This is a genomic window from Rhodococcus sp. T7 (assembly GCF_009872365.1).
GTDB lineage: Bacteria > Actinomycetota > Actinomycetes > Mycobacteriales > Mycobacteriaceae > Rhodococcus_F.
This window is the reverse complement of sequence record NZ_WXYH01000287.1, coordinates 42915-69493: the sequence shown is the minus strand read 5'-3', so window position 1 is coordinate 69493 and position 26579 is coordinate 42915. Positions and strand designations below refer to the sequence as shown.

Here is a 26579-nt window from a genome sequence, read left to right as displayed (position 1 = left end):
TCGGGCCTGATGGAGGAGGATCGCCGTGGCCGAGGATTTCGCCCAGGGACTGTCGATGGCAGAGGTAACGCATGCCTTGGACGTCGTCAGCGAGACACTCGGGGTATTACGCGATGAGGCCGTCGCCCGGGAACCGCTCGAGGAGGCGCTTCGGCGCGTGGCTCACACGACGGTCGCGGCCATCCCCGAGGCCGACGCCGCGAGTGTCACCCGCCTCGTCACGGGATCGCCGGAGACCATCGCCGCCACCGATGACACTGTCATCCCGATCGATGAAAGTCAGTACGCCGCCGGCCGCGGACCCTGCCTGCAAGCGGCCGAGAGCCGTAGTCCGATTCGTGCGGTTATCGGTCAACACCGGCACGAGTGGCCCGAGTTCACCGCAGCCGCGGAGGAAGCGGGGATCCACGCCTACCTCTCCGTGCCCGTGCTTCTCGACGACCGAGGCCAGGATTCCGAACTCATCGGTTCACTCAACGTGTACAGCTTCCGTCCGGAAGCTTTCGATCCCTTCGATGAACAACTGGTACGGCTGTTCACCACCGCGGCCTCGGCTGCGATCAGTAACGCCCAACGGTGGCAACGGACCCGCGACCACGTCGAGCAACTCCAGGCCGCCCTGATCTCCCGCGCCGAGATCGACCAAGCCAAAGGCGTGCTGATGGCCCTCCACGGGATCTCCAGCGACGAGGCGTTCGAACGTCTGACGGAAATATCTCAACGAACCAACACCAAAGTTCACCAGGTTGCCCGTGACTTCATGCGCAATTTCACCAAAGAACCGCCCTAAAGCACCTCGGTGCGGACCACTCGGGCATGAGCGATGTCGTCCGGTTCGTTGCGGGCGGCGAGGTAGTGGGTCCAGTCGCGGCGGGTGTAGTCCGCCCATTGGGTGGTGGTGTGGATGTGCATCCCGAGCAGATCGGCGACCACGGGGGCGGGCAGTTCGGCGGTGAGGGTGAACAGGGCGGTGTTGCGGGCGACTCGGGTAGGGATGCCGAGTCTGGTGAGGGAGACGCTGAGGGTGTGGGCGTGGAGCGGCACTCCCGGGGTGACCGGGCTGGGAAACAGGTAGTGGGCGCGGCCCCGTGATGCGGCGGTGGTCATGTTCCGGGCCGACGCGACCAGCTCGGTGACGAGCACGGCGACCGCGGGGGGCACCTGCATCGGGTTCCGCGCGAAGGTCAGGAAGATTGCGCCGTCGCGCAGAGTGACCGCTTCGGTGGTGAGTAACCGGATGCGGGTGAGCGGAATGCCGTAGAGCAGCACCATCAGCCCTGCGACGCGGACTGTTACCGGGGTGGCGGTGTCTGTGAGAAGGCGGCGGATGCAGTCGGTGTGGTCGGCGGTGTCGAGGACCTCGGTGGGACGGGCGGTCGATTTCGTGGGCAGGATGATGTCGTCACCGATGAGTCCGCGTCGGCTCAGCCAGATGATGAAACCGTTGATCCCGGAGGCCCTCTCGCGGTTGCCGCCGAGCCAGTGATCGAGGCGGGATTGATCGAGGTGGCCGATGGTGAGGCGCTGGTCGTCGAGCCAGCGCAGCAACCGGATCGCGATTCGGATCTTGCTGCGGTCGGTGGCAGCGCTTTGGTCGTTGTACCGCTGGTGGACCGCGCGACGGCGGGCCCGGCGCAGCACACTCCATTGTGCGTAGGGCCGGATCAGCGACACCTGATGCGGCGGAAGGGTATCGAGCACTGTGTCGAGCCACGGTTCGAGCCGGCCGAGAGGTTCGAGCCGGTAGGGCAGAATTTCGAGGTGGACCAGAACGGCGCGGAGGTGGTGCAGGGCCGCGGACGGGGCAAGGTCGTCGAGATCGCGATGGCTGACCGGTCTCGTCAGGGCGCCCAGGTGGCGCAGCAGCGCGGCCGGCTTGGCGCGCTCGAGCCAGCTCAGCGTTGAGTCCGCCCGTTCTTTCCCGACGAGATGCTCGACCAGCGGGAGCAACTCTTCCCGCACATCGCCGGTTTCTTCGGCCAGCAGGTCGGTGAGGCGTCGTCGTATCGAACACCGCCGGCAGGTGCGCGCGTAGCGCTGCGGGCCCGCTTCTCCGCAGGTGGTGCAGAGATGGTGGTCGACTGGTCGCCCGGCGCAGGGACTGCAGATGGGCAGGCCGGCCGCGTCGGCGCCGGTGAGGACCCGAACGTTGCCGCAGCCGGCACAGCGCTTCGGTGCCGCCACCGCGCGGCGGTGACAACGGACGCAGACCGGGCCTCGCGGCCACAACGCCTTCGCCGGCCGCAAGTGGGCGCAGTCGACGCAGTGGTGGAGAACGTCGGGTCGACAGCGTCTGCACAGGTCTACGCCGCCGCCGCGGCCGCGGAGCGCGATCGGTGCGATCTGCCCACAGCCACCGCATTCACGTTCGGGGCGTTGGTAGCAGTGTGAGCACAGTGGCCCGTTGGCGTCGAAGGCCTTCGCGGCAGCGGTGCGCCCGCAGGATCCGCAGCGATGCACCGGTCGCGCGCAGGTGCCGCACAACGGACGCCCATCGGAGTCGCGTCGCGACGGTATCCGTGAACGGCCGCAGGCGACGCAGGTTTCGGCGCGTTCGGGATCGACCTGGTAGCACGGGCGGCAGATCGCGCCTTCGGGCCGGACGGCGGTGGGGTGGCCCCGGCGGCCGCAGCGGGCGCAGATGGTGGTCTTCTCCCTGGTCACACACCACTCGCAGCAGCGCCCCTCCGGAGCAAGACGGATCAGCCGCGGCCACTGTTTGCCGCAGCGGACGCAGGCGGGAAGGACGACCCGATGCCCGGCCGCGTCCAGGGCGTAGGCGAGGCGGACCAAGCCGATCGGTGCGTGCGAGTCCGGGACGGTCAAGGCGTCGGGGTGACCGGCGAAATGCCGGTCGAGGGTGCGCGCCCCGAGCCCCCGCCACGACCCGATGTCGGTGAGGATCTGTTGCGCGTGTTGGTCGGTGACCGCAGGGGCCACCGAGGTGATCTTGCTGATCAGTCGGTGGCGCACGTCGCCGAGCGGCTCGAGCGACGGCCGACGCGGTGTCACTGTTCGGGGGTTGGACGTCGAATGATGGTCCGCCGGACCGTAGGAGGGCCGGAGGAGCGGGCGTTCGCCGCCTTGCGGACGGCTTGGTTGACGATCGTCGGCTCGATCAGGTCGTTCGGGGTGCAGTCGAGGATGTCGCAGAGCGCGACGAGGGTGTCCATACTCAACCGCTGGGGCGGCTGGGTGACCAGGCGATAGACCTGCTCACGGGAGAGGGTGATTCCGCGTTCGGCGAGCAGCGGGACCAGGTCGGAGGTGTGGAAGATGTCGCGCTCGGCCATCTTGTGGCGCAGGTGCCACTCGTAGCCCATCTTTTTGATCATTGTTCGCTCCACAGTTCGCCGAGTCGGGTGCGCAGTGCGCGGGCTATCAGTTGATTGCGATACTCATTCGACACTCCGGTGTACATCGCGGTCGTCGAGGCATGCGAATGTCCGACCTGTTCCTGCACGAAGCGGACGGGATAATCGAACTCGATCAGGTGGGTGACGTAGGAGTGCCGCAGGCAGTGCAGGTCCAGCGCGCTGTCGAGACCGCACTCGCGGCGGGCGCCGGCGAACGCCAGGTTCACCGAACGTGGTGAAATCCGGCCCGCCCGCTCATTCACCCACAACGCGGGATGTGAACCGGGTGCCAGCGCGGGCCGCACCTCGGTGACGTACTGCTCGATCACCTCGACGATCCAATCGAACTCCGGAACCGTCAACACGGTCCGGCGCTTGGCGGGCCCACCCTTCGTAGCTTTGCCGTACCGGACCGCGACCGAGCCGACTTGCCGATGTTGCGGAGCCTGCGAGTTGCGGCGCAGGTCGATCAGGTCGATCCGGCAGACCTCGCCTCGCCGGAGCCCGAATGCGTAGCAAAACTTCAGCATGGCCGAGTCCCGCATCGCCGCCAGCGCGCCCTTTCGCCCGCTGTCTCGAATGGTATCGACGCGGGTGTCGAGTGCGTCGAACAGTGCCTGCACCTCGTCGTAACTCAAGGGCCTGCGGCGCGGGGTGCCCTCGTAGTCCGCCACGTGGAGAACCGAATTCCCCTCGTGGAAAACCAATTCCGGCGCGCGGCCGAACCGGTCGAGACACACCTGCGTCCACCCGTAACGACGGTCGGTGAGGTACTCGCAGAACAGCCGGATGGTGATCTCGTAGCCGCGCACGGTCGAGAGCGCGAGAGAACGCTCACCGGACCGCAACGAACTAATCCACTCCTCAGCTTCGGCCGGCGTCCACTGCCACGGATACTGGTTCGTGAACTCGATGAACCGTCTGATCATCCGGACCCGCGCCGCGATCGTGAGCTCCTTCAAGAACCGGCTCCGCTGCTGCCGTGCCCATCCCTCGATCATCGCCTCCGCCATGGCCGGGGCAGGATCGAGATGCACCACATTGCCGACGAGCATCAGCCGCGCCGAGCCGGGCGCCTCGTTCTCCACCCACATGTTGTATCAGACACAACATTGATGCATCTACTTGGAGCTTGGGTGTCCTGCGGGCGTCGCGGCCGACGCTGTCGTCAGAAAAGGCCTATCTGATTGCGGGCCGCGTTGACGTCGGTGCGGTGCCGGTAGGCGGCGGCGAAAGCCCGCGCCGCGGATTCGGTGCAGCCGATCTCATGCCCGACCTGCATCCAGCTGAGCCCATCTTCGTGGAGTTGCCAGGCGTCGCGTTCGTCGTCGGTGGCCGGTGGGGTGGTGTGGATGGTCACTGGCCTGCTCCTCGGAGGTTGTCGAGACGTTCGGTGGCGGCGCGCTGTCGGCGGCCGAGGACGCACATGTGTTCGTAAAGTTGATCTTCCGGTAGCTGGTCCGCGGCCTGGGCGAGGGATCGTGCGGCGGCGCGGAAGCTTCGGCGGTAAGCCTGGCTGACGACGGTGCGGGTGTAGTGGTCGAGGGCGATGTGGTCGGCGCCTCGGGTGGTGATGTTCGCCAGGTAGCGCGATCGCTCGGCGCCGTGATGGCCGGCGAGGTTGCCGGTGCGTTCGAGTTCGGCGGCGACCATCGTGGCGTCGTGCGGAACTCCGGAATTCACGAGCCGAGCGATCACGGTGAACAGTTCGCGGTGGATGGGCCGTTCGAAATCCGTGACGGCGAGGGCGGCGACAGTCCTGGCTGCGGCGTCCGCCGGCGCCCACAGCAGCGCGCACAGACACAGGACCTCGACATCGGCATGGGCGTCGAGACCCAGGTCGGAGGCCTCGATCGGGTCTTCAGGTGTGTCGTCGGTGGCCCCAGTGACGGGCACCAACTCGAGTGCTGCGGCCATGTCGGTCAGCCCTTCGTATCGACGGAACAGATGGTGTGAAATCTGCGGAGGTCGAGCCACCATGCACTCCGTGTTTTCACCGGACTATTTGTTGCATCGGCTGCAATACTTCCCAGTTGGCGAGCGCCGCGATGCGGTCGGGGCGAAAACCGGACCAGTGTTGGTCGCCGGCCACGACGACGGGCGCTTGGAGGTAGCCGAGTCCCATCACACGGTCGCGGGCGGAGGGGTTCTCGGTGAGGTCGACGATCGAATAGTCGATCCCCTCTTTGTCGAGGGCGCGGTAGGTGGCATTGCACTGAACGCAGTCCGGTTTGGTGTATACGGTGACCGTCACAATTCCCCCCCTCCGTCGAATTTCCTATTGTGTCTATTTTATCGAAAAATTGCGCCATTTCCAAGCCCTTCCCAGTTATTCGAAGAGAAATTTACAGGCCATTAATAGATGATTGATACGCCATTCTTTCGCGATATGACGGCACACGATCAACCCCGATGAGCAGACCACTATAACGGTCCCACCTGCCCATATCTTCGCCCTCCCTTGCACTGGCGAAGGTTCTGGCGCGTCGCCGGAGCGTCAAGGTGAGCGGGGAAAGTTTTCCGCGAAATAAAGGAGTGAACGACCGCGTGGAAAAGTTTCCGAGGAGCGGCCTTGATGCGGAGGCGTGGCGATAGAAAACTGAAAGAGAAAAGGGAAAAGGTGCCCGGATTGTTTTTCTTTTCGCTTCTCGGCGCTTTTTCTTTTTATCGGGGCACCTGCCGTTGGTGCGCCGGGTCCACGGGCCGGCCGCGGTGGCGAGTGGTCCGCCTTCGGCCGCAGCCCGCGCCGCGTGTGCGCTGGTGGGGTGGGGCTGGGTCGTCGGCGCGGGGTGCGGCCGACCGCGTGTTCGCGGTAACCCGGCTGGCCCCCTGGCCGGGGCGAGGTGGGTCCCTCGCCCCGGCCGGGGTTGGTCAGTCGATCTCGACGTGGTCGGGGGTGCGCTGTCCTGCGATGACTTCCTCGACCGGGGTCAGGGTGTGACCGTGCTCGGTCAGGAAGGTCAGGTAGCGGTCGGCGCTTCGGGGACGCGAGCGCCACGCGTCGTTGACCATCCGGGCCTCCAGTGCGGCGGCGACCAGCGCGAGGGTGATCACCTGGGCGCGATTATCGGTAGCGGTGTCGAGCAGTTTGAGCACGCCGCTGCCGATGTTGAAGTCGGTGAAGCCGAGCAGCTCGGAAACCAGGGTGCTGGCGTTGTACTCGGAGAGCAGTCCGGAGTCCGCGGCGAGGGTTGCCGCGATGAATGCGGCGGTGCCCTTCGGGGCGGTCTTGCGTGCCAGCAGTGTGGTGCGCAGGAAGTCGCGGCGGACGGTGGTCGCGGCAGAGGCCTGCTTGTTCAGCTCCCGCACCTGGCGGCGTTCCTTACGCTGGCGTTCCTTGGACTCGGCTTCCCTCCGCAGGGCTGCGGCAGCGTCGTCCTCGGTGCCTTCACCCTCGGTGGCGCGGGCGGCTGCGAGTACCGGTGAGAGCGCCACTGCGGCACCGTCGAGGTCGAGGCACACGTACTCCGGCGTCCAGACCTGGCGGGTTTGCACCGTGTTCGCGTGCCGGTGCCCCTCGTACGGGGTGGCGTCGGGGTGGTTCTCGGTGGACCAGTCCACCTCCTCGCCGTCGACTTCCTCGCCGCTCTCGGTGTCGAAGTAGCGTTCGTCCTTGCTCAGCCACACCGCCCACCGGGCCGGGTCGGTCTCGGTGTGGGCGGTGGTGACCTCGCTGCCGTCGTCGGCGACTAGGTCGGCGAGCAGGACATCTGTTCCGTACTGGGGTTCTTCGGCGAGGATCGTGTATCCCCTGTCGAGGTAGGGCTGGGCGGCGGCGGCGCGTTCGGCCTTCTCCGCGCGGTCGTCGAGCAGCCGTTGCGCGATGTAACGGAATTGGTACCGGCCAGCGGTCATCAGCTTTTCGACGGCCTCGGTGTCACCTTCCGCTTCGAACCGGGCCACGATTTCGGCTTGCTCGAGATCGAGTTGACCGGAATCGAGGGCGGTGCGCGCCGTGGCCGACGTGCCGACGGCGGCGGCGGCCTTGACCTGGGCACGAGGCAGGTGCACCGCTTTGGAAATCTTGGTCACCGATGCGCCCAGGTCGAGCATCTGAGCGATACCGGCGGCGCGCTGCCCGTCGGTCAGGTCGTTGCGGTGATCGTTCGCGACGATCTGCTGGGTGATCCTCTGGATGCCGCGTTCGGTGTCGCTGGTGGCGGTGTCCGCGGTGACCAGGGCGGGGAGGCTGGTCAGACCGGCATCGCGGGCGGCGAGGGTGCGGCACTGGCCGTCGCGTACGCGGATGGTGCCGTCTGCGTAGCGGACGGCCTTGATCGCTTGGAGGACGCCGTGTTCGCGGATCGATTCGGTGAGTTCGGCGAGCTTGACCGGGTCGACGGTGTCGCGGGTGTTGGGTTCGATCTCGGCCTCGACCGGGTTCAGGTAAACCAGTTCCGCGTGTGCGGCGGTGGCGGTTGTGGTGGTGTTTGCGGTCATGGTGTTCTCTCTCCTAGGGTGAGAGGAGAACACCGGGCAGGTATCAGCTGTCCGGTGTTTCCCTTTTTCTCAGTGGGTCTTTGGTGGTGTCAGGCGGTTCGGAGCATCCGCGCCTGGGGGGCCGCGAACAGGTCGGCGTTGATCTGCGCGACCAGCTCGCGCGCGACCAGCTCGAGGATCGGTCGCGGGTCGGTTTCCCATCCGGCGAGGATGACGGCCCGTCCCCGGATCGGGGTGTCGGTGCCGCACCCGTAGCGGGCGACGATCGCGCGGGCCGCATGGTTTTCGGGTTGGCGTGGGTCGAAGCGGTGGTTGGCTCCGGCGAGCAGGCAGGCCACACCGGGGCGTCCGTTGCCGCCGATCGGGAAGGCGGCGAGGCGGTAGTCGCGGACGGCGTCCAGGGCCGCGCCGCGCCCGTCCGCGATCCGGCGGCTGGTCCAGAAGTCGTCCACGCGCATGTCGGTGACCTGCAAGGTGCCGTCGGTTTCGACGGTGATGCCGGTGATGGTGTCGGTGCTGCGGGTCATATCGGGTTCTCCTTCGGTGATCAGGTGGTTGGGGTCAGGCGGTGAGGCCGAAATCGGCCGGGTTCACCGGCCGGTGTGCGGCGAGGATGCGCGGGTCGTCCGGGTCGAGGTCGAAGACCATGCCGAGAAGGACGGTGCGGGTACCGGCGTCGAGGTCGTCGAACCCCAGATCACCAGGGATAGCGACTTCGGCGTAGATCACGCGCGCGACGTCGAACGGGTCGAAGACGGAATCGAGAATGATGGTGTTGGTCAACGGAAGACTCCCGTGCTCGGGACCAGGCACCTGCGGCCCCTGATCGTTCTTTTTGCCCTGCTGGCAAGGGAGAGTCGGATCGGCGGTATCAGGACGGGGTGCAACCCCTGGGCCGGGAAAGTTTCTCCTGGGAGCGCAGCGAGTACGGGTGGAGAAAGTTTCTCGGAGCCTTGTGCCGGCGCTCGCGCCGCCAGGGGTTGTTCCCCGGCCGCCGTCGATCAGAATCGCCAAGGCCAGCAGGTCAAAAGAACGATGTTCTTTCTCCTGGGCGGAGCGCAGCGGAGCTGTAGACATCCCAGGGCCGTAAGTCGTCAAGCAGCCTGGGTGGAACGGCGGTGGTCCCAGGCAATGTGTTCGTCGTAGCGGGTGCGGTGGCGGAGGCAGCCGTGGAGGATGCCGACGAGGCGGTTGCCGAGGGCGCGGAGGGCTTGGTGGTGCAGGTCGCCGGCGTCGCGTCGCTGGTCGTAGAATTCGCGGACACCGGAGCTGGACGAGAGTGCGCAGAACGCCCATTGGTCAATGGCGTCGTAGAGGCGTCGGTTGCGGACGTGGCGGGCGAGCACGGCGCGTTTCTTGCCGGACGCGATCGTCAGCGGCGAGGTGCCGGCGTAGTTTCTGCGAGACTTGGCGGTGGTGTAGCGATCGGGGTCGTCCGAAGAATTCACCGAGCACCCGGGCGCCGAGCACAACACCAAGTCCTGGCAGGGAGCGGTAGATGTCGGCGTCCGGGTGTGCCTCAAAATGGTCGGCGAGGGTGGTCTCGAGTTCGGTGATCTGCCGGTTCAACTCGACGATGAGGGCGACTGCGGCGCTGGTGGTGGCGGCGAACGCGGCGACGACCGGCGCCGGCGCGGTCAGGTGCTGGGCCCGCAGTCCGGCCTGGATTTCGCGGGCCCGACTGTCGAGGTTGCGTTGCCGACCAGCCTTTTTGAGGGCGGAGCGGATCGCCGGCAGGGTCAGGTGCGCGGCCTCGGCGGGAGTCGAGGCGCGACCGAGTACGGCCAGGGTGTCGCGGTCGTGTAGGTCGTCGAACACCTCCAGCGCGGCCGGGTAGTACTCGCGCAGCGCCGAGCGCAGCGCGTTGGTCTGCCGGGTGCGGGACCAGATCAGGTTCTGGTGTCCGCGGGCGAGGACCTTGACCGCCTCCACGTCCGGGCTGTCTCCGGCGATCGGGCGGTGATTATGCCGGTCCGTGCGCACCAGGTCCGCGAGCAGCTTGGCGTCACCGGCATCGGACTTCGCCCCGGAGACGTGGTGGCGGTCGCGGTAGCGGGCGACCGCGAGCGGGTTGATCGCGTACACCCGATAGCAGGCGGCCGTCAGCGCCTGCACCCACAGGCCGCGGTCGGTTTCGATCCCGACCACGACCTGACTTGGGTCTTCGGCGTGGCAGGCTACCAGTTCGTGTAGCTGCCGGATGCCGGCCAGTCCTTCCGGGAGCCGCCGAGATGCCAGCCGTCGCCCGGTCTCGTCCATCAGATGTACGTCGTGATGTTGTTCGGCCCAGTCGTCGCCGATGAAGATCATTGATCACCGTCCCTTCCTTCGGTTGTCGCTCAACCTATTTCGAGCCTAAGGACACCCTGCGTCGACCTAATGGATCAGTGCTCGAAGCCCGGCACGACATCCCATCAGCGCTACAGGTGACCTCACCAACCGGCCGGGGCACGCTCTACAGTTAGGAATCGACCCTCACTCCCGGGTCTCGCGGTGCTCACCGGCCGGCGGCTCGGTGATCAGCTTCCCCCGCCCGATCCGTTATCTGTCGAAGGCTCGCTGATCGACTCCCATTAGGGTCTCGAGACTCGTGGCCAAATCTCATCTGGGATGGCCACTCAGTGGCCAGTTGGCCAATTGGGTGAGATTGCATTCGACGTGTGGCGTGGTTGGTCTCGAATCCGGCGATGGAATCTCACGGCGAGTGGCGGGCCGGTGGCGGATCCGCCATGGTGGTGAGACTCGCCCACTTCGACGTGATCCAGATCGTTCGGGGGGGCGTCTACCCAGCCGGGACGCGTGCAGCATCTGGCTGAATCGGGTAGTCGATTACTCGTGTTGGGACTGTTGGCCTGCCGATGCGGGACGCAGATCAAACTGGTTGCGAAAATGTGGTGACACGAGCGGACACGTCAAGGCACGATCACTGGCTCGGCGGAGCGTACGCCCACGCGCTTTGCGGAGGAGACACTGACCTCAAGGTTGGCGCCCTTCGAGGTGATCTTTCCCGCGACGTTAGTCGGAGCGGTGCCCGGTCGGTCGACGTCGGTCATCGCGAATGAGAACGCGGGACCGATCTGCTCGGCGGTCCCCGTATACACCGGCTCTCCGTCGGTGCGCACCACGTCGATGCGTGCCGAGTCGCCGAACGGTCTGGTGAACACCAGGTACTGAGGCGAGTTTGCGACGCGCGGGCCGAACCACCGACTGAGTATGGCAGCGACCCAGGGCCTCTCGAAGAAGTGGTCAAGTGCGGTGATAGAGCGGCCGAGCTCGCGGTTGACGAAGACGGTCCATTCCGCGCGTCCACATGTGAGCTCGTAGCTCTGGTCGCTGAATTCGATGCCGTACCTCGATCCGCTCAATGCTGCACGGTCCTTCGTGGTTTCCGCGGCAGACTTCATGCGTAGGGTGGGTGTGATCATGTGGTCGTCTTTGCCCGACTGCCGCTGGGCGCCTTTGACTTCGGGCAGGAACGGGCCATCCAGGCCGTCGCGGTAGGCGATGAGTGCACGGGCGAGTGTCAGCTGACGGCGGACGGCCGCGTGATGTGGTTCCTCCATGTTGTCGAATTGCCCCAGTACGGACGGTCCAGCACACATGCCCAACCCGACCAGCGCAACCTGTTGTATCCGAGGATCGCGGTCATTGATCAGCGAAGTGAGCACACGCTCCGCCTCGGGTGTGGCGAGGCGACCGAGCTCATTGGCGGCGTTGACACGCTCGGCAATCGACGCGCTAGGTTCGCCAACGATACGGTCGAGGATCGGCACCGAAAGCTCTGGTGGAACAGAAGATGCCAATACCTGGATCGCGCGATGCGGGTTCACTGGCTCGTCGAACGCGCGGCTGCGGGTGATGATGGCGACGAGCTTGTCCACCTCCACGGGTGAGATGAGACCAACGACCGGGGGGCGCTCGTCGCAACGAGGAGCCAAGAGTTCGCGGAGGTTCGGTGTGAGGCGGTCTAAGGGGTCGTGGTTTTTCTCGATGGCCATCATCGCTCCTCAGCGGGATCGGCGAACCAACCGGGCACGGAGTGTATGGCGGGTCGTGAACTCGCGCATCAGAACACACCAACCTTACTGACGCTGCAGTGTGAGCGCATTCGCTCTCCTTGCCTGGCGGTGATGTCCGTGCTGGTGTTGAAGCTCGATTTGTTCATCATGTTGGTGGCTGGCCCCGAGTGCTCGAGACCGAGGTAGTGGCCGACCTCGTGGCCGAGGAGTATCCCGGTGATACGACGAGGAAGAGAGAGTTCGAGGACCGCGCCGGTCCACTCGAACTTTTCGTTCTTGTCGCACGGCCCCCGGACGGCCGAACGGCCCGCAGTGTCGCCAGCCCAGGTCTGCACCAGGAATAGGTCGATGCCTCCGTCTGGACCTGAAAAGTCGGCGGTGAGCCAGCCAGCAAACGTTCGGCTGTAAATGTCGATATACGCTGGGTTAGCCTCGGCCAGGGGGATACGCATCCATTTGATGCGCCGGATCCCCAGATCGACCTGGGCGTACAGGTCACGGGCGACTTGGAGAGCGTATTGGGCCGTGGTGACTTCGTCGCGGCTGACTACGCCGGAGAAGTCGTTTTCGTGCCCGACGAGAAACACTACGAGATCGGTTGCGTCGCCAGAGATCGTCTGGAGGTGACGTTTCAGCGACCGCGTCGTCGGTTGGCCGGTGCCGGGAAGCGTGTCGTCGGCGTCCAGCGTGCCGAACAAGGAGCCGTCTGTGTCGCGGAATATGTACCCGTACACGTCGGTGTTGACAGAAAGGTTGCCGGTCCTACCGAGGGCGGTTTCGGCAATTTCGCGCACGCTAAGAGTTGCCATCGTCACCTACTGCTGTGTCAGGAGCACGGGGATGAGCCCTGTGCCGCGCGATAACGACGCCAGGGCCTTGCCGACTATTGCACCGATCGCAGAGGGCGGGTCATCGACGCGCATCGCGTGGCCCATGGTCGTTGATGTGGTGAGCAGATCGCCGGGGACGATGGCGCCGTGGACCGCGTCAGCCATGCAGTACACCCGGCCGACGAGTGCCACTGGTACACGGTGCTCGCCAGGACGAGAACCGAGCCGAAGCGCCGGCTGCAAGTCACCTGCGCCGGAGGCCACACCGATGACCCGGCGGTCGAGCGCCTTGCTGGCAGGGGCGACCTCGTCGGGACCGACCGCCACCAGTACAGAGCCAGGTTCGACCGGAACCGTTGAATTCAACTCTTCAGCCAGGTCGGCTCCCATCAGCCGAATGTCACCGTTGTTTCCATCGAGATGGATGCGGTCGACCTCAGCGTCATCGGTGACAAAGATGTTTCCACCCTTCCCTGCTACGCCGATGCGAAGACTGGCGTCTTTGCTATCCATGTCGAGCACGGGCCGCCCGGACTCGTCGCGGACCCAAAGGTCTCCTGCATTCCCGGTAACACCAACGGTCAACAGGGCGCTTTCGCCTCGCATACTGATCGTGTTGGCGCCGGAACTGCCGCGGACGAAGATGTCGCCGTCGTTTCCGTTTGTGCCGACCGTCAGCGTTGCCTCGAATCCGTTCACAACGTGAACGTCCCTCCCAGACACGTCACGGACACGGATGTCCCCCCCATTTCCCGATCTGCCGACAAGGACTGTAGCGTCGCGGCCAGAAAGCCCTATCGCCTGGCCACCGTTGCCGTCCAAGAGCAGAACCGCCCCGGGTGCCTCGTCTGCGCCGACGGTCAGGAATACATTGCGGCCACCGAACAATTCGAAGAATCGCAACTGGAAGAGTTCGGCGACGGTACCAGCGATCTCCCTACGGATTATGAGGTTGCCGTCCTGGTCAAACCTGCCGATCTCATTCCCGGCGCCATCCTTGAGGATGAGCTTGTGGTCCTCGATAATGACGTCTTCCCTGAAGCTAGCCATCCCATCCTCCCCGCTCCGATGGATGTGCTCAACCACTCCAAGCATGTACTTCCCGCTGTTTCACCGCAAGATCAGGTTTGGGCGTGGCCAGGGTTTATTCGGAGGTGGTGCTCGCCGATGGCGGCGTGTCCGGTGCGGGTGTCGACCAGCGCCTTGACGAGGGGTGGACAGCGGTTCGGGCGGCACGACGGACTGGCGACCGGTACAGGTGGCCCCCGTCCGGTCCGGTGGTGACGTGGCCGGTGGTCAGGCGCGAGAGTGTCCGTTCGCCGTTCCCATCGCCAGGCTTGGCCCACCGGGCGTAGCCGTCGGCGGAAGAAATGCCAGGGAATTGAGACAGAACGTGGTGGCCATACCGTGAGGTAGACGATAAACGCGCAGGTCGCAGCGTCTCGAAATGCCACCGGCCGCGACATCCTACAGGAGCTCGATTCGGGGGACACCGCAGGTGGCCTGGTAACCGCCACAGGCGGATACATCGCAACGCAACCCGGCTCCCACACACTAACCAGCAGCCGTGGTCGATCAGTTCGTGTGGGTGAAGAGGTCGTCCGGTCGATCAGTCCGGCTGCGTGCGGCGCCGCGCCTGGCGACGGGCGTGGCGGGCCATAAGATGCGCTCTGTTCTTCTCGCCGCGGAAGATCTCACGGTTCACAGCCTGCTCGATCATTCCCGGGGCCTCGAGCACACGCTGCGCGGCCAGACGCATCAACTCGGCGCGGTCGGACCCCACCTGTGCGGCCAAGGCGTCGAGCCTGTCCCGCAGCGGGGCGTCGAAGTGCACATTCACCCTGGCGGAAAAGATTTCGGGCCGAAGATCGCGCACCGGTGCAATGTTCTCCAGGTCTGCGGAGAGGTCACCCGGCTTCTCGAGCAGGCGCCGAAGAGCAACCCGAAGAAGCGCGGTGCCCAGCTTGTCCCCATGTCGGCCGGCGAGGCGCCAGATCTGTTGCCTGCTGGACGGGTTGACCATGACCTCGACCTTGTCGGACAGTCCGGTCCGCTCCGCCTCGCGGAGCATCGGATGTTTGTAGCGGCCGGGGGTTTCCAGGAATCGGTGCAGGGCAATCCGCATGAGTGCGCTGACCGTGGTGTCGTACTCGGCGGCCAGCGCCGTGAACTTCTGCGCGGTGTCCGGTTCCAGCTTGAGCGTGAGCATGACCAGCGGAATCGCCCGCCGGACTGCCGAGAGTCGCCGCAACTCCCCGGTCGCGGAGAAGCGTTGTCGCTCGCAGAATTGCACGCGCCGCTCGATATCGTCCGGTAGGGCTCTGTCGAGGATGTCGAAGCCGAGCTTCTTCAGCGCCCATCCGACCCCGGCAGTGTGCCGGCCGGGAAGGTTCGTGGAACGAAATTGCCTGGCATCGTCCGGCACGGCCGAGTGCATCTCCTCACGACAGTCCTGCGGCAGCGCATCGAGGATGCGCAGCATGCACGCGCCGAGCACGGTAGATGTCGGACAGCTCAGAGTGGGACGATGCTCGACAGTCTGAATTGCGACGTACACGCTGACCATCCGCACGAAATATGCCTCGACCAGGGGGAAGATCTCGTCCCACCATTCGACTGTGTCGGCCGCCGTGCCGCAGAACAGGTCGTAGAGGGGGCTGTCGTCGAGGATGCGGACCGCGGCCGCAGCCGAATCGTCGAGCGCGTCGAGGATCAGGCGGGTGTGCTCTTTGACCTCGCACTTGTCGCACGGGTGGGCGAGCACACGAAAGGTGGTTTCGCTGGGCCGAAGTCTGCGGTGACCGCAACTGTGCACGATGCAGCCAGGGGCGATGCAGTACAGGCAGGCGTTGGGGTTCCCCTTCTTCCACGTCGCGTGCGATCGCCGTTGCAGCGGTGTATCGCGCCACTCGTGACCGACGGGGCATCGCCACCACAGCATCTCCTGGGACGAGTTCGGGATCGAATCGAGATCGACCCCGACATTGCGGTTCGGATGTAGTTGGCGAAACAACTCTGGGTGCTCATCTTTGAAACGCACACGCCCCCCTCAAGGCTCACCATCGGTAATCAGCCCCTCTGTTCTATCAAGGCCTCATGCGCCACCGTCCGAGACGCTCGCGCACATCCGAAGGTGGGAGCACTTCGCCGTATCGCGGCGGGCGTGGACGGGTGTCCTTCACCACGTCATTCCGGAGACGATCATCGGTCGGCGACGATCACCGGCCCCGCCGGCCATCGATTCAGGATTGTGGATCACCCGTAGCCGAGGCCGATGTTTATCCACAGGAGCATCACCAGGCTGGTTTGAACGCTGGACGCCCGCGTGATTCAGTTGCCGTCACCGAACTTCGAGAGGCAGGTGAGCGATGCATGCGTTCGCGGACGAGTCACGTCGCGGTGACTACCTTGTCTGCGCGGCGACGATCGCTCCCGCCGATCTGGCCGAGGCCCGTAAGGCACTCAAGGCGTTGCGTGCCCCGAGGGCTGCACGGATCCACATGTCACACGACAGTCGCAGAGCGCACGAAATCATCCGTGGGGTCGTTGCGCTCGATGTGCAGGCGCACCTGTATGTCGCGCGGCTGCACGGCCGCCCGGAGCGCCGTGCCCGCGACGAGGCCCTTGCTGCGATGGTCTCCGACCTCGACACGATGGGTGTCCGTCAGCTCTGGCTCGAATCCTGCGATCAGGATCGACAGGACCGGCACGTCATCCGGGCGGCGCTGATGGCCTCGAGTGGACCGGGGTTCCCCTTCCGGCACGCGGTACCGACGAGCGAGCCGATGCTCTGGGTTCCTGACGTAATCGCCTGGGCGTGGGGGAAGGGTGGACATCACCGAAAGGCCGTGGCCGACATCATTGAAGTGCATACCCTGCCCTAGATACGCAAAACCCGGGCGACTCACCGTCCGGAGAGCTCCCGGGTCCACTTCCCACGAACGCTATGCCGTGGGCACGTCCAGTATCGGGTCGCGGACACTTCCGCGTCAAGCGACGACCGCGGCGGCGTTGTCACCTAGCCGCCGATCGCGACCGCACTGGCGCACCCCAACCGGTCCAGAGGGACGAACGGCGCGCATCGGTCCTCCTCGGGATCGGGGCGGACGATGCCGCGTCGGTCCGCTACTCGTCCGATGCTGGCGGCGGGGACGCGGCCCGGAGCTGCTCGAGCGTCAGTGACACCACGGTCCTGCGGACCACGCCGAGCCCTGACCGGGCCACGGGGAGCGCCTCGAAGGCAGTCGACATGCCCAGCGCCCACGGCGCCGACTCGACCGGGGTCAGCCCACACCGCCCGAAATGGTCCGCCAGCCGGCCGATGGCACTGTCGAGCGCGGTGATCTGCGCCGAGCCCGCGTCAGGCTCTGAATCGACGCCGGTGTCGGGATCGGGGTCGGGGTCGAGGACCGGGTAGGGCCACATCAGCACCATCCCGGTGGGCAGCATCCGATGAATCGTCTCAGCCACCAGCCACAGACCCAGATCGTGGCCCCGCAGCGGTTCGGTGACGAACGCGATATTCGGGATCAGGACCGCCTCGGTGACGACGGTCATAGTCTCGAACTGTTCCTCGACCTGCTCGGCGAGTTGATTGCCGTCGAACAACCCGGCCAGCATCTCACGATCACCATCGAACTGGTCCAGGCACAACGCGATCGGATCCTCGGTCCCGAGACGGATCACCATGAAGTCGAGTGAACCGGCGACAACGTCGTCGGCGTCGTCGATGTCCACCGTCATCACCAGTTCGGCGAACCAGTCCAGGCACGCGTCGAGGTCGCTGTGGCCCACACTCCGAAACCGCACCCGCGGCGCAAACAGCTCGACCGTGCCCTGGCCCTCTTCTTCGGCCAGGTCCGCCAACGCGGCCAACGACAGTGACACCAGAAGACCCCCTTCATCGGGCGTACCGAGTCCGAACCCTGCCACTAGCGCGCATCACCGAGCCGTGGCACCGAGCCGCGCCCACGGAGCCCCACCGCGACCGGGTGCCGCGTACGGCGGCAACTGCTTGACGTCTGGAGTCTATTCTCCGATCACCTCCTCACGGACCGCCAAAGCCACGCGCCAAATATGCTGGTAAAAGCACCTTTCCGAAGCGCCGATAATCAACCTTATGTCAACTAGTAAGTTGGTTATTCGCATGACCTGCGAATACGACCACCTGCGGTATGGCGCTGTCCTCAAGCCATGATTGCCAATGCTGAAAGGTTCGTCGCTGCTGGCAGCGTGGGCACTTCCGCAACGCGTCGCTAACTGTATCCCGAACTCTTCCTCAGAACGCCTTGACCTGTGGCTTCATGATTCCCCGCCGCTTCGGCCGGTGTGCTGTCGGTTCGACATTCAGAACAGTCCCATCGAGATGCTCCTCGGCCGGCGCGGCCCGATGCGGCCCCCGTTCAACGTGGTGATCTCCAACGTCGCCGGACCCAAAACACCGTTGTACTGGAACGGCGCCCGCCTCGACGCCCTGTTCCCGCTGTCGATCCCCACCACCGGCCAAGCCCTGAACATCACCGCCACGAGCAGCGACGACCGGATCGCGTTCGGGCTCACCGGGTGCCGTGCCGCCGTGCCGGACCTGCACCCGATGCTCGGACACCTGGCCGACGAACTCGACGCCCTCGAAACCGTCGTCGGCCTGTAAAACCCGCACCGCACCACAACTATCAGACCCCGGACCCGGAAATGACCCGCATGCGCACCCACCAGACACCCCTGACCGACGAACCGGCGACCTCGCGCATGCGGTCCGGGACGTCGATCACCCTCGGCGCCGCGGCCGCGGCGTCCGCACCCGCCTGGGCGGTGACCGGCTCCCTGCTCCTCGGCGCCCTGGCCGCGGTAGTTGCCCTGGTCTGCGTCGCCGGCGCCACCGTCATGATCTGACCAGCGCAATCCCAATCCAAGGACCCGAGAAGGGAAAACTTACTGATGCCCGCCACGACATCGACACCTGCTACCGCCCCGGCGCACATCACTGCGCGTACGGGCGCGATCAGTACCGCGGAGATCAAGGCCCGCATCGAGGCGATGTTCGCCCCCCATGAGTCCGAGCGGCCGGGGGGATCGCTGTGACTACCGCAATCGTGCGGGTGAGTGTGCTGGCCGGAGTCCTCGGCGGCGGCGCCGCTGTCCTGCAGGCACTCCTCGGGCGGCTCGGCACCCGCCGCACCCGTGGTGTCCCGTTCCACCCGAACGGCTGATCGCCCGGGCACGCGCCGGCAACACCATCACATCTGCGGTGGGTGGGGAGCAACGATGCGTCTGGATTCGGTGCCGGTGGCGCTGGCGCGCCTGAACTACCGGGTGCTGCGTGTCCCGCTGCAGGTGATCGAAGACCGCGGGATGTCCCGGATCGACGAGCAGTCGCCGACCCGGCTGGCCTTCGAGCATTTCCTGATCGACTGCGATCGGGCCGCCGCGCACCTGCTCGGTGACGAGAGGGCCGCCGCCCGCGCCGCCGCCCTGCGCAACCGCACCCTCACCGTCCGGTTCGCCATCGCCCAGCGGATCCACCGCGACCGGCTGATTCTGCTCGATCAACAACGAGCCCGGTTCCACGAACGCCGCCGCCACCGAGGTGGCCACCGGCCCACGTAGCTTTCAGCGACCACAGGTTGCGGCACATTCCCGGCCGTGCCGTGCCGGGTGCCGTCAGGCGTCCGGCTGTCCGTCGACGTCAACGGTGCGATGCTCTGAAGGACAGCTGCACCGAAGAGATGGTCCTCGATGAACTTCAGTGCCTCACCGAGTCTGTGGTTCTCGTCGGTGCGCAGATCCGCGGGGAACGTCGGCCGTGAAGAACCCCGGGGTCCGTAGCCCCAGGATGCGACGGCCGTGCACCGCGATTGCGAGATGGTCGGCATCGAGAGCGCCGAGGACGAGGCTGGTTATCACGGCATGATCATCTCAGGGTTACCCGTGCGGTGACATCCGGACTGCACCGGCGCGGTCCCATCGGTTGTGGATGCTCAATCCCCGCCACGGCAGTGTTGTGATGTGGTGCGTTCACGACATCGCGGTCCGATATCCGCGAGGCGAGTGAGCGCCGGACCGCACACCCGGCGGCGCGTACATCGGGTCCATCCGGCCGCGGCCGGGTGGACCCGTTCGAGTCCGTCGTTCGGCTCGTGCCGGCCTGACGTTTCGGTCGATCAGAGGGTGATCTGTGTCGAGGCCTGTGCGGGTTTCGCCGGGTTGCTGTTCTCCCACAGGAAGGTGTATGCGCCGGGGGTCGGTTCGTCCATGACGAACACGATCCACTCGCCTTCGATCTTGCTCGTCGAGTAAACGTTCTCGGCGATGAATCCGCCGCGATCGTCGCCGCGGCCGGACTGACCGTCCGGTCCTGTCAGCTCGAAGTCGCCGGGGTTGACATCAGAGAATCCGCCGGTCGAGCAGCGCCCGCAATTTGCGTTGATCTTGACCCAGACCTCGTGCTTGTCCTTCTCACCGGGCTGGTAGCTCGGCCAGAGGAACGCCTCGTCCAGGGTGATCTCCATGTCGGTGCCGAATGTCATCCCGACCGGGATGCCCCTCGGCTCGATGCTCTCGACGCTGTCGTGTTCGGCGAGCGGGATTCGGGTCTGATTCGCGTCGGCCTGGCCGTAAACGAGGACGACACTGTCGACGACGTCGTCGACGTCGGGTGCGTCCGACGGGCTCTTCAGGGAGGCGGACGCCGTGCCGGAGGCTTCCCCGCCGCCCGCGATCTCGGGACTGTCGAAGGACAGCTTGACCACCGCGCCATCGACCTCGAGGTAGGCCTTGTCGGTGGGGGTGTGGCTGACTCCGACCAGGTTCTTGTAGTTCAAGTCGAAATCGAGTGTCGCCGAGTCATCGTCCGAGTTCGCGGTCACCTTGTGGACGGTGATCTCGAAGCCATCGTGCCACCCGATCTTGTCGATCTCGCGCTCGAATGCCGACTGGCTATCTTCCGACGTGGGCTCGGCGGCCGAGGCCAGTGCGGGAAGGAGGAGGGCTGCGGGTACGACAGCACCGATCAGAAGAGCCGAACGAAGGGAGGTGGGCCTCATGGTGAGTCTTTCTTTGAGGGGGTGGCAGCGATCCGTGCCGATCAACGCCTACTAGCTTCTCCCGGACACGCAGTGGGAATCGTCGACCGGGGGGTGGAAGTTCCTCACCCCCATGGAATTCGTGCACCCGCTCCATGCGCATCCACGACCGACCTGGCCGACTCCTCCGGCCCGCACACCCGGCTGAGCTCGGCATGGACGAACACTCCGATCAGACACCGACTTCCACCTCAGGGCCAGCGGAGGCCCCTCCTCGGCACCGCTCCCCTGTCGAGCTCGTGCCGATCGTTCCTCCTGTCGATCTCATAGCAAGGCGGTGGATCGTCTACGAACCGCCGGATGCCCTGTGCGGTCCCGTTGACGGTGTTGCCGTACCGAAATCGGCACTACACCAATTTGTTTGGAGATCCGTCTTGTGTCGGGCGAAGGGAGTGTGTGTCAACGGGTTCGGTGCCGCCCGTGACACAACAGCGCCGGGCGTGCCGTATCGATGCCCTGAGGAGGGGTGAGGAACTTCAGACCTGCCGTGGATATCAATTCGCTTCCTTTCGCGGGAATCTTGTCGGGACAGCAAAACCGGCAAGCAACACAAGGAGTTTCACATGTCGAACATCAAGAAGCGCACCATCACGGCGATTGCCATTGCAGCCTTCGCGCTGTCTGCAGGTGCGGGAATCGCGTCCGCCGAACCGGCGGCGCCCGGCGGTGCGGGGGGCAGCGCTCCCGGTGCACCCGGTGTCGGTGCACCGGGTGTCGGCGCCCCCGGTACGGGCGGCGACGCGCAGAGCAACGCCGAGAGCGGCGACGCCAATGCTGGTGACGGTGGTGCCGGTGCCCCTGGAATTTCCTTCGGCGGTCCGACCATCGGGCTGAACAACGGCGGCGGCAACGGCAACAGCGAGGTGGGCAGCGGCGGCGACGGCGGCAACGCACGTTCCGGGGACGCCACCACGGGCCCGACCACCGGCGGCGGCGGGTTCGGCGGCTGGGGCCTCGGAGGCGACGGTGCGGGCGGCAACGGTGGAGTGGCCCCCGGAGGCGACGGCGGCACGATCAAGCAGGCACCTGCGCAGGGCGGCGGCCCCGGCCCCTGCTTCATCCCGATTCCGTTCGTCTGCTGAGCGCGATCTCCTGCCCGGAAGGGATCGCGAACTCCACAGGGCCGACCCACGCAGACACGGGCCGGCCCGGTGGGGCCACATGCGCGCAGGGACCTGCGGCGAGTCCTTCCACCCGAGAACACCGGGTTATCGAGGACATCGGGACAGTGGTGCGCTGCCCGCTCCGACTCCGTCACCGTCGATCACACCGCACGGCACGGCGACGAATCACCCCGAAGACGCTGTGTCGAAACTTCCCCTTCCGCATCGACCACTCCTGCGGCCACCACCACCGGGATCATCTTTCGTCCAAATCCTCGAGCCCGCGTCGACGCGCGCCACAGCGCGACCGGCCGGTAACAGGTGGGTGGGACGGACCAGTGCCGCTCCCCGTCGCCGCAGACCCCCTACTTCCCGACCCGCCCGGGCGCCCAATCGAAGGACTTCCTCGGGATCGGCGGTGAGCCCAGGCGCCGAAGGCCTGACCTCGGCGATATCCGAACCGATTCGAGGCGCCCTAGACCTCTCACGACCTCATCACGCAAGGAGTTTGACCATGTCGAACACTCTGAAATTCGCTGTCCCACTGATCGCCTTCACCGCAGTTGCCCTGTCCGTCGGCGGGGGAATCGCCGGCGCGGCAACCGCCGACACCGGCCCGCGGGAGAGCCACAGCTGGGAAGAGCCGCAAGAAGCTACCGCACCCGAGCCCACGGCTGCGCCGCCCGCACCGACCATCTCCGTCACCATCCCCGGTGTTTCCCTCCCCGGGATCACCGTCGGCGGTGTCGGTGTCGGCACCGACGGGATCACCTTCCCGGGCCCCACCATCGGCCTGCCCGATCCCCCGGCGATCCCGTAACCGCTCCATCCACTGTGCGACAAACTCTTTCATCCTCGGGTGGATACCGCGATCCGCGGCGACAGTCCCACTTCCCCCGTTCACCTGGCTGCGGCGAGGACCAGACGGCCGGCATCGGGCCCTCGCTCTCCGGGCAGATTCGTGGCTCGCGGCTGGCTCCACGGATGGGCTCGCCGGGGGATGGATCGGTCCCGGGCGATGCGGTCCGCGGGTACGAGCATTACCGCTGGTCGGTGGTGGTCCCCGCGGATCTGGTGTTGCGGTGGGTCCGGCGGTAACGGCGTCGACGGCCGATGCGGGCGGCGCCGATGGCGGCCGCGGCCCCGGCTCCCGCCGCGATTGCCGCACAGGCCACCACGGTGGTGGTGGTCGGTGGGCGGGCGGTGAGAATCCAGAGGGCGCCGACGATCACGGCGCCGATTACACCGGCGGTGACGGTGGCACCGATGATTCCGGTGATCCGGCCCCGGCCCCGGCGCAGCGAGCGCAGGAACGATTCGAGGTAGGCCACGGCGAACAGGGCCAGAGCGGCGAGTCCGACGGCGGCCGCGGTGGTGGTCGCCGGCTGGGTGGTGCGGACCGGGAACGTCCACGTTTCAATCACCTGGCCGGCCTGGAGCAGGGTCAGTGTTCCGGTGAGGGTTCCGGCCACGAAGTATTGTCCGCCGAGTGGGGGCAGGGTCGCGGCCGCGGCACCGCCCTGGTTGATCAGGGGTGCGGCGGCGGTGTTCTTGACCGGGATGTCGAGGACGTCGAGGGCCAGGGTCGCGGCGTCGGCGAGTCCGGCTCCCGCCACCGTCACCGGTATCGGCGCGGTCAGATCGAGGGGGACGGGCGCACCGCCGGCCGGGTCCGCGCCGGCGACGGTGACGGCGCCGATCGGGGGCACATCGATCGGGGGCGCACCGAGACCGAGCAAGGCCACCAGAACGGTGATGGCCGCGAGGGCGGCGGCGATGAGCAGCGGAATGCGGGGGGAGGGGAGCTTCACGACCGTGCGGACGTTGACGAGGTCGGCGCCGGAGACGTCGGCCAGGCGGGCGCCGCGGGCGTGGACGGTGATCGACGGGCGCACCGTCGGCGGTGGCTCGGTGGCACGCGACCCGGGAGCCGTCACGTCGGGTGAGGCGGTCGGCCCGGTGGCCGCGGTCGGTGCCGTCGGATCGGCGGTTGCAGCCGGGTCCGCCCGGTGCGATTCGGTTCCGGGAGAGCCCGTGACAGGCCGCCGGGGTGCGGCGTGGGGGCGGGTCAGCGGCAACGGGGGATGCTCGTCGCCGTCGGTCATAGTCGGGGTGTGCGGGGGGCCGAGACCGGTGGCCGAGACGATGGTGTCGGCACCCATCACCGGGATGCCCTCGGTGGTCAGCCACCCCGGACCCCACCGTCCGGTCGAGGCGCAGGCCAGCGCGATCCCGAAGGCCTCGGCGGACGGGTAGCGCAGGGTCGGGTCCGTCGCGAGTCCGCGCATCACCACGCCGGCGATCGAGTCGGGGACCGCGGGCGCGGTCTCCTGCAGCGGGGTGGGGTCATCGAAGGCATGCATGAACAGCAACGCCATCGCGTCGTCGGCTGGTGGGAACGGCAGTTCCCCGGCGAGGAGTTCGTAGAGCATGGTGGCGAGGGCGTAGACGTCGGTGGCGGGGGTGAGCTCGCCGCCGCGGGCCTGTTCCGGCGCGATGTAGGACGGGGTGCCGAGGACATCGCCCGCCTTGGTCGCCAGGGTTTCGTTGCCGCCGATGACCTTGGCGATACCGAAGTCGGTCACCTTGATCGCCCCCGACGCGGCGAACAACAGGTTCTCGGGTTTGATGTCGCGGTGCAGAATGGACCGGTTGTGGGCGGCGGTCAGCCCGGCGGCGCAGGCCAGGGCCACCGCGACGGCGGCATGCGCGTTGAATCCGGTGCGGGTGAACCGGTTCCATACGGTGCCGCCGGGGAGCAGCTCCATGACCAGCAGGCACAGGCCGTCGTGTTCGACGAAGTCGTAGACCGGCACCACGTGCGGGTGGTCGAGGGAGGCGAGCAGCCGGCCCTCGGCGGTGAACCGTCGCCGGATGCCCGGGTCGGTGGCGAAGGCGGGCGGGAGTTGTTTGATCGCGACCGGACGTCCGAGGGCGCGGTGTTGTCCGGCGAGCACGACTCCCCATCCGCCGTGGCCGAGTTCGCCGCCCACCTCGTACGCGGGGAGGGCGTCGGCAACACGATCGATGTCGGTTTCCATGTTCCGGTCAGGGGGTGGTTCGGTCGGTGAAGGGGCGGGTGTCCGGCGGCCGCACCGAGGCAGGGGTGCTCGGCGAGAACCGGTCGGTGGGATCTTCACCGATCCGCCCGATCCGCCCGGTCCGTTCGTCCTCGTCCATGACGTCTTCGTCCTCGTCCATCTCGTCGCCGAAGTCCTCGTCCACGTCTTCCGCCGTGTCCGGGGTCGGGGTGAGATAGCCGAGCACGAAGAAGCCGGCCGCGAACCCGCCGGCGAGGAGCAGCCACCGATCCAGGGTCGGCACCCACACCCGGGTCGCCGACAGGGTGAAGGCCAGCACCAGCCCGATCCCGATGCCCGGGGTGAGCATCCGCAGGCCGCGCCGCCACCGGTTCTCGTGCAGCCGGCGCCGGGCGATGCCGAGAGCGGCGTCGAGTACCGCCAGCGCGGTCAGGATTGCCAGGGCGAGCCCGAACAGCCCGTACACCGACACCAGCGAGCCGCGCACGTCGGTGACGGTGGCCGTCTCGGCGAGGACGGCACCGTCCCCGTCGATGACGGTGACCGTCCCGTTGATCAGGCCGGTGGCCTGACCGTCGAGGCCGGACGGGTCGAGTTCGAAGTCGAGGGTCTGGGTCTGTCCCGGTTCCACGGTCAGGCCGACCGCGGTGTGATACGAGAAGAAGGTCAACCCGAGGACATGACCGGACACGTCGACGGCACCGACGGTGACAAGATCTGCGGTGTTGTTGGTGAGTGTCATCTGGACGCGGGCCGGACTGTGCGGGTCGAGGCGAATCGGGTTGGTCGGGCCAGCCGAGGCAGCGTCCTGACCGTTGACGGTCACCGACATCTGAACTGGCTCGGCTGCGCCGGCGCCGGGAGCGGCGAAGACCGCTGCGCCGAGCGCCACCGCGACCGCAACGAGCCACCGGGCGATCATGACCGCTCCCCACGATCTGACTGGGGCTCCTCGAGATCCGACTGGGGCTCCTCGCGGTACGACTGGGGTGCGAGCAGGCGGCGCCGGTAGATCAGCAGGCCGATGAGGAGGAAGAAGACGATCACCACCGAGGTGGCGGTCGATCCGGTGGCCTGACTGACCAACACGATATCCAGTGGCGCGGTCAGGACCGGCCCGCATTCGGCGGACACCTCATGGCGCCCGATGTCGGCGACAACCGGGCTGACCGGGGCCTCGAATGCGCCGGCCGCATCGGCCTGTGTTTCGCCCGCCCTGACGCCCTCCACAGACAGGGCCACCCCGGCGCCCGGGGGGCATCCCGAACCCGAGGCCGTCACCAGGGCGCCCGGGGCCACCGCCGGATCACTGAGCTCGAGGCCCTGTTGCACTGGTAGTGGTTGCGCGGTACCGGGGATCAGCTCGGGAACCGCCGGTAAGGAGATCTCGGGAATCGGCACGATCGATCCAGGAACAGGGGCTACCGGTTCTGTCTCCCGCGACGGCGCGCACAACGCACTATCTCTGCATACAGTCTCCGGCGGTACGTCCAGAATCGGGTCGTCGGTGCAGATCGGGGGGCATCCCTCAGGCGCAGGCGGTACCTCCAGAATCGGGTCGTCGCAGATCGGAGGGCACCCCTCAGGCGCAGGCGGTACCTCCAGAATCGGGTCGTCGCAGATCGGAGGGCACCCCTCAGGCGCAGGCGGTACCTCCAGAATCGGGTCGTCGCAGATCGGAGGGCACCCCTCAGGCGCAGGCGGTACCT

Annotated in this window: 26 protein-coding genes and 3 pseudogenes; 9 read left to right on the top strand and 20 right to left on the bottom strand. The window is 66.6% G+C overall.

The window, feature by feature from the left end; all coding sequences use genetic code 11:
- Positions 1–25: 25 nt before the first annotated feature.
- Complete coding sequence (locus MLGJGCBP_RS23590) at positions 26–790, top strand: ANTAR domain-containing response regulator (RefSeq protein WP_236581316.1); 765 nt, start codon at positions 26–28, stop codon at positions 788–790.
- Here MLGJGCBP_RS23590 and MLGJGCBP_RS23585 read toward each other — a convergent pair.
- From MLGJGCBP_RS23585 to MLGJGCBP_RS54360, 15 genes and pseudogenes are all read right to left on the bottom strand, one after another.
- Positions 787–3012: a hypothetical protein gene (locus MLGJGCBP_RS23585; RefSeq protein WP_160098451.1), complete on the bottom strand. Its 2226-nt coding sequence runs from the start codon at positions 3010–3012 to the stop codon at positions 787–789. The two genes, MLGJGCBP_RS23590 and MLGJGCBP_RS23585, sit on opposite strands and share 4 nt — an antisense overlap.
- On the bottom strand, positions 3009–3335 hold the full coding sequence (locus MLGJGCBP_RS23580) for a helix-turn-helix domain-containing protein (protein ID WP_160098449.1): 327 nt from the start codon (positions 3333–3335) through the stop codon (positions 3009–3011). Before MLGJGCBP_RS23580 ends, MLGJGCBP_RS23585 begins: the two co-directional genes overlap by 4 nt.
- Positions 3332–4411 carry a tyrosine-type recombinase/integrase gene (locus MLGJGCBP_RS23575; RefSeq protein ID WP_160098490.1) on the bottom strand — a complete coding sequence of 360 codons (1080 nt, stop codon included), beginning with the start codon at positions 4409–4411 and terminating at the stop codon, positions 3332–3334. Before MLGJGCBP_RS23575 ends, MLGJGCBP_RS23580 begins: the two co-directional genes overlap by 4 nt.
- 113 nt (positions 4412–4524) lie before the next feature.
- The gene (locus MLGJGCBP_RS23570; protein ID WP_160098447.1) at positions 4525–4716 is read right to left on the bottom strand and encodes a hypothetical protein; all 192 of its coding nucleotides are present in this window, start codon (positions 4714–4716) and stop codon (positions 4525–4527) included.
- Entirely contained in the window at positions 4713–5273 is a 561-nt protein-coding gene (locus MLGJGCBP_RS23565; protein WP_160098445.1) for a DnaB-like helicase N-terminal domain-containing protein, read from the bottom strand. The genes MLGJGCBP_RS23570 and MLGJGCBP_RS23565 overlap by 4 nt, the downstream gene beginning before the upstream one ends.
- 76 nt (positions 5274–5349) lie before the next feature.
- A complete protein-coding gene (nrdH, locus tag MLGJGCBP_RS23560; protein ID WP_160098443.1) occupies positions 5350–5610 on the bottom strand; it encodes a glutaredoxin-like protein NrdH in 261 nt (86 codons plus the stop codon).
- Between the two features lie 617 nt (positions 5611–6227).
- A complete protein-coding gene (locus MLGJGCBP_RS23555; protein WP_160098441.1) occupies positions 6228–7796 on the bottom strand; it encodes a ParB/RepB/Spo0J family partition protein in 1569 nt (522 codons plus the stop codon).
- A gap of 89 nt (positions 7797–7885) precedes the next feature.
- Complete coding sequence (locus MLGJGCBP_RS23550; protein WP_160098439.1) at positions 7886–8323, bottom strand: hypothetical protein; 438 nt, start codon at positions 8321–8323, stop codon at positions 7886–7888.
- A gap of 34 nt (positions 8324–8357) precedes the next feature.
- On the bottom strand, positions 8358–8579 hold the full coding sequence (locus MLGJGCBP_RS23545; protein WP_160098437.1) for a hypothetical protein: 222 nt from the start codon (positions 8577–8579) through the stop codon (positions 8358–8360).
- A gap of 311 nt (positions 8580–8890) precedes the next feature.
- Positions 8891–10106, bottom strand: a pseudogene (locus MLGJGCBP_RS23540) (IS110 family transposase).
- A gap of 602 nt (positions 10107–10708) precedes the next feature.
- A complete protein-coding gene (locus tag MLGJGCBP_RS23535; protein WP_201453178.1) occupies positions 10709–11797 on the bottom strand; it encodes a HEAT repeat domain-containing protein in 1089 nt (362 codons plus the stop codon).
- Between the two features lie 65 nt (positions 11798–11862).
- Entirely contained in the window at positions 11863–12624 is a 762-nt protein-coding gene (locus MLGJGCBP_RS23530) for a hypothetical protein (RefSeq protein WP_160098433.1), read from the bottom strand.
- Between the two features lie 6 nt (positions 12625–12630).
- Positions 12631–13731 carry a hypothetical protein gene (locus MLGJGCBP_RS23525; protein WP_236581313.1) on the bottom strand — a complete coding sequence of 367 codons (1101 nt, stop codon included), beginning with the start codon at positions 13729–13731 and terminating at the stop codon, positions 12631–12633.
- 523 nt (positions 13732–14254) lie between these two features.
- Complete coding sequence (locus MLGJGCBP_RS51995) at positions 14255–15409, bottom strand: CopG family transcriptional regulator (RefSeq protein WP_442972120.1); 1155 nt, start codon at positions 15407–15409, stop codon at positions 14255–14257.
- A gap of 81 nt (positions 15410–15490) precedes the next feature.
- Positions 15491–15685: pseudogene (locus tag MLGJGCBP_RS54360) on the bottom strand (zinc-ribbon domain-containing protein); the annotation flags it as partial.
- Between the two features lie 328 nt (positions 15686–16013).
- Between MLGJGCBP_RS54360 and MLGJGCBP_RS23515 the strand changes: the two are divergent.
- Positions 16014–16529, top strand: a complete 516-nt coding sequence (locus MLGJGCBP_RS23515; RefSeq protein ID WP_160098427.1) for a hypothetical protein — start codon at positions 16014–16016, stop codon at positions 16527–16529.
- Between the two features lie 241 nt (positions 16530–16770).
- On the opposite strand, the gene MLGJGCBP_RS23510 is transcribed toward MLGJGCBP_RS23515, so the two are convergent.
- Positions 16771–17532 (bottom strand): hypothetical protein, encoded by a 762-nt coding sequence (locus tag MLGJGCBP_RS23510; protein ID WP_160098425.1) that lies wholly within the window; start codon positions 17530–17532, stop codon positions 16771–16773.
- A gap of 472 nt (positions 17533–18004) precedes the next feature.
- Here MLGJGCBP_RS23510 and MLGJGCBP_RS23505 point away from each other — a divergent pair.
- From MLGJGCBP_RS23505 to MLGJGCBP_RS23490, 5 genes and pseudogenes are all read left to right on the top strand, one after another.
- Positions 18005–18295: pseudogene (locus tag MLGJGCBP_RS23505) on the top strand (WS/DGAT domain-containing protein); the annotation flags it as partial.
- Between the two features lie 41 nt (positions 18296–18336).
- The gene (locus tag MLGJGCBP_RS23500) at positions 18337–18537 is read left to right on the top strand and encodes a hypothetical protein (RefSeq protein ID WP_160098421.1); all 201 of its coding nucleotides are present in this window, start codon (positions 18337–18339) and stop codon (positions 18535–18537) included.
- Between the two features lie 45 nt (positions 18538–18582).
- The gene (locus tag MLGJGCBP_RS23495; protein ID WP_160098419.1) at positions 18583–18726 is read left to right on the top strand and encodes a hypothetical protein; all 144 of its coding nucleotides are present in this window, start codon (positions 18583–18585) and stop codon (positions 18724–18726) included.
- On the top strand, positions 18723–18854 hold the full coding sequence (locus tag MLGJGCBP_RS53260) for a hypothetical protein (RefSeq protein ID WP_268960770.1): 132 nt from the start codon (positions 18723–18725) through the stop codon (positions 18852–18854). Before MLGJGCBP_RS23495 ends, MLGJGCBP_RS53260 begins: the two co-directional genes overlap by 4 nt.
- A 55-nt stretch (positions 18855–18909) precedes the next feature.
- On the top strand, positions 18910–19251 hold the full coding sequence (locus tag MLGJGCBP_RS23490; RefSeq protein WP_160098417.1) for a hypothetical protein: 342 nt from the start codon (positions 18910–18912) through the stop codon (positions 19249–19251).
- A gap of 554 nt (positions 19252–19805) precedes the next feature.
- Here the strand turns inward: MLGJGCBP_RS23490 and MLGJGCBP_RS23485 are convergent.
- Positions 19806–20687 (bottom strand): hypothetical protein, encoded by an 882-nt coding sequence (locus MLGJGCBP_RS23485; RefSeq protein ID WP_236581312.1) that lies wholly within the window; start codon positions 20685–20687, stop codon positions 19806–19808.
- A 602-nt stretch (positions 20688–21289) separates the two neighbouring features.
- Between MLGJGCBP_RS23485 and MLGJGCBP_RS23480 the strand changes: the two genes are divergently transcribed.
- Together MLGJGCBP_RS23480 and MLGJGCBP_RS23475 are read left to right on the top strand one after the other, a co-directional pair.
- Positions 21290–21808, top strand: a complete 519-nt coding sequence (locus MLGJGCBP_RS23480; RefSeq protein ID WP_160098413.1) for a hypothetical protein — start codon at positions 21290–21292, stop codon at positions 21806–21808.
- A gap of 535 nt (positions 21809–22343) precedes the next feature.
- Positions 22344–22649, top strand: a complete 306-nt coding sequence (locus MLGJGCBP_RS23475; protein WP_160098411.1) for a hypothetical protein — start codon at positions 22344–22346, stop codon at positions 22647–22649.
- Between the two features lie 220 nt (positions 22650–22869).
- Here MLGJGCBP_RS23475 and MLGJGCBP_RS23470 read toward each other — a convergent pair whose 3' ends face one another.
- From MLGJGCBP_RS23470 to MLGJGCBP_RS51990, 3 genes are read right to left on the bottom strand one after another with little or no spacing between them, the layout of a single operon-like run.
- The gene (locus MLGJGCBP_RS23470) at positions 22870–24870 is read right to left on the bottom strand and encodes a serine/threonine-protein kinase (protein WP_160098409.1); all 2001 of its coding nucleotides are present in this window, start codon (positions 24868–24870) and stop codon (positions 22870–22872) included.
- A gap of 7 nt (positions 24871–24877) precedes the next feature.
- Positions 24878–25792: a hypothetical protein gene (locus MLGJGCBP_RS23465; RefSeq protein ID WP_160098407.1), complete on the bottom strand. Its 915-nt coding sequence runs from the start codon at positions 25790–25792 to the stop codon at positions 24878–24880.
- Positions 25789–26271 (bottom strand): hypothetical protein, encoded by a 483-nt coding sequence (locus MLGJGCBP_RS51990; RefSeq protein WP_201453370.1) that lies wholly within the window; start codon positions 26269–26271, stop codon positions 25789–25791. The genes MLGJGCBP_RS23465 and MLGJGCBP_RS51990 overlap by 4 nt, the downstream gene beginning before the upstream one ends.
- Between the last annotated feature and the right edge of the window lie 308 nt (positions 26272–26579).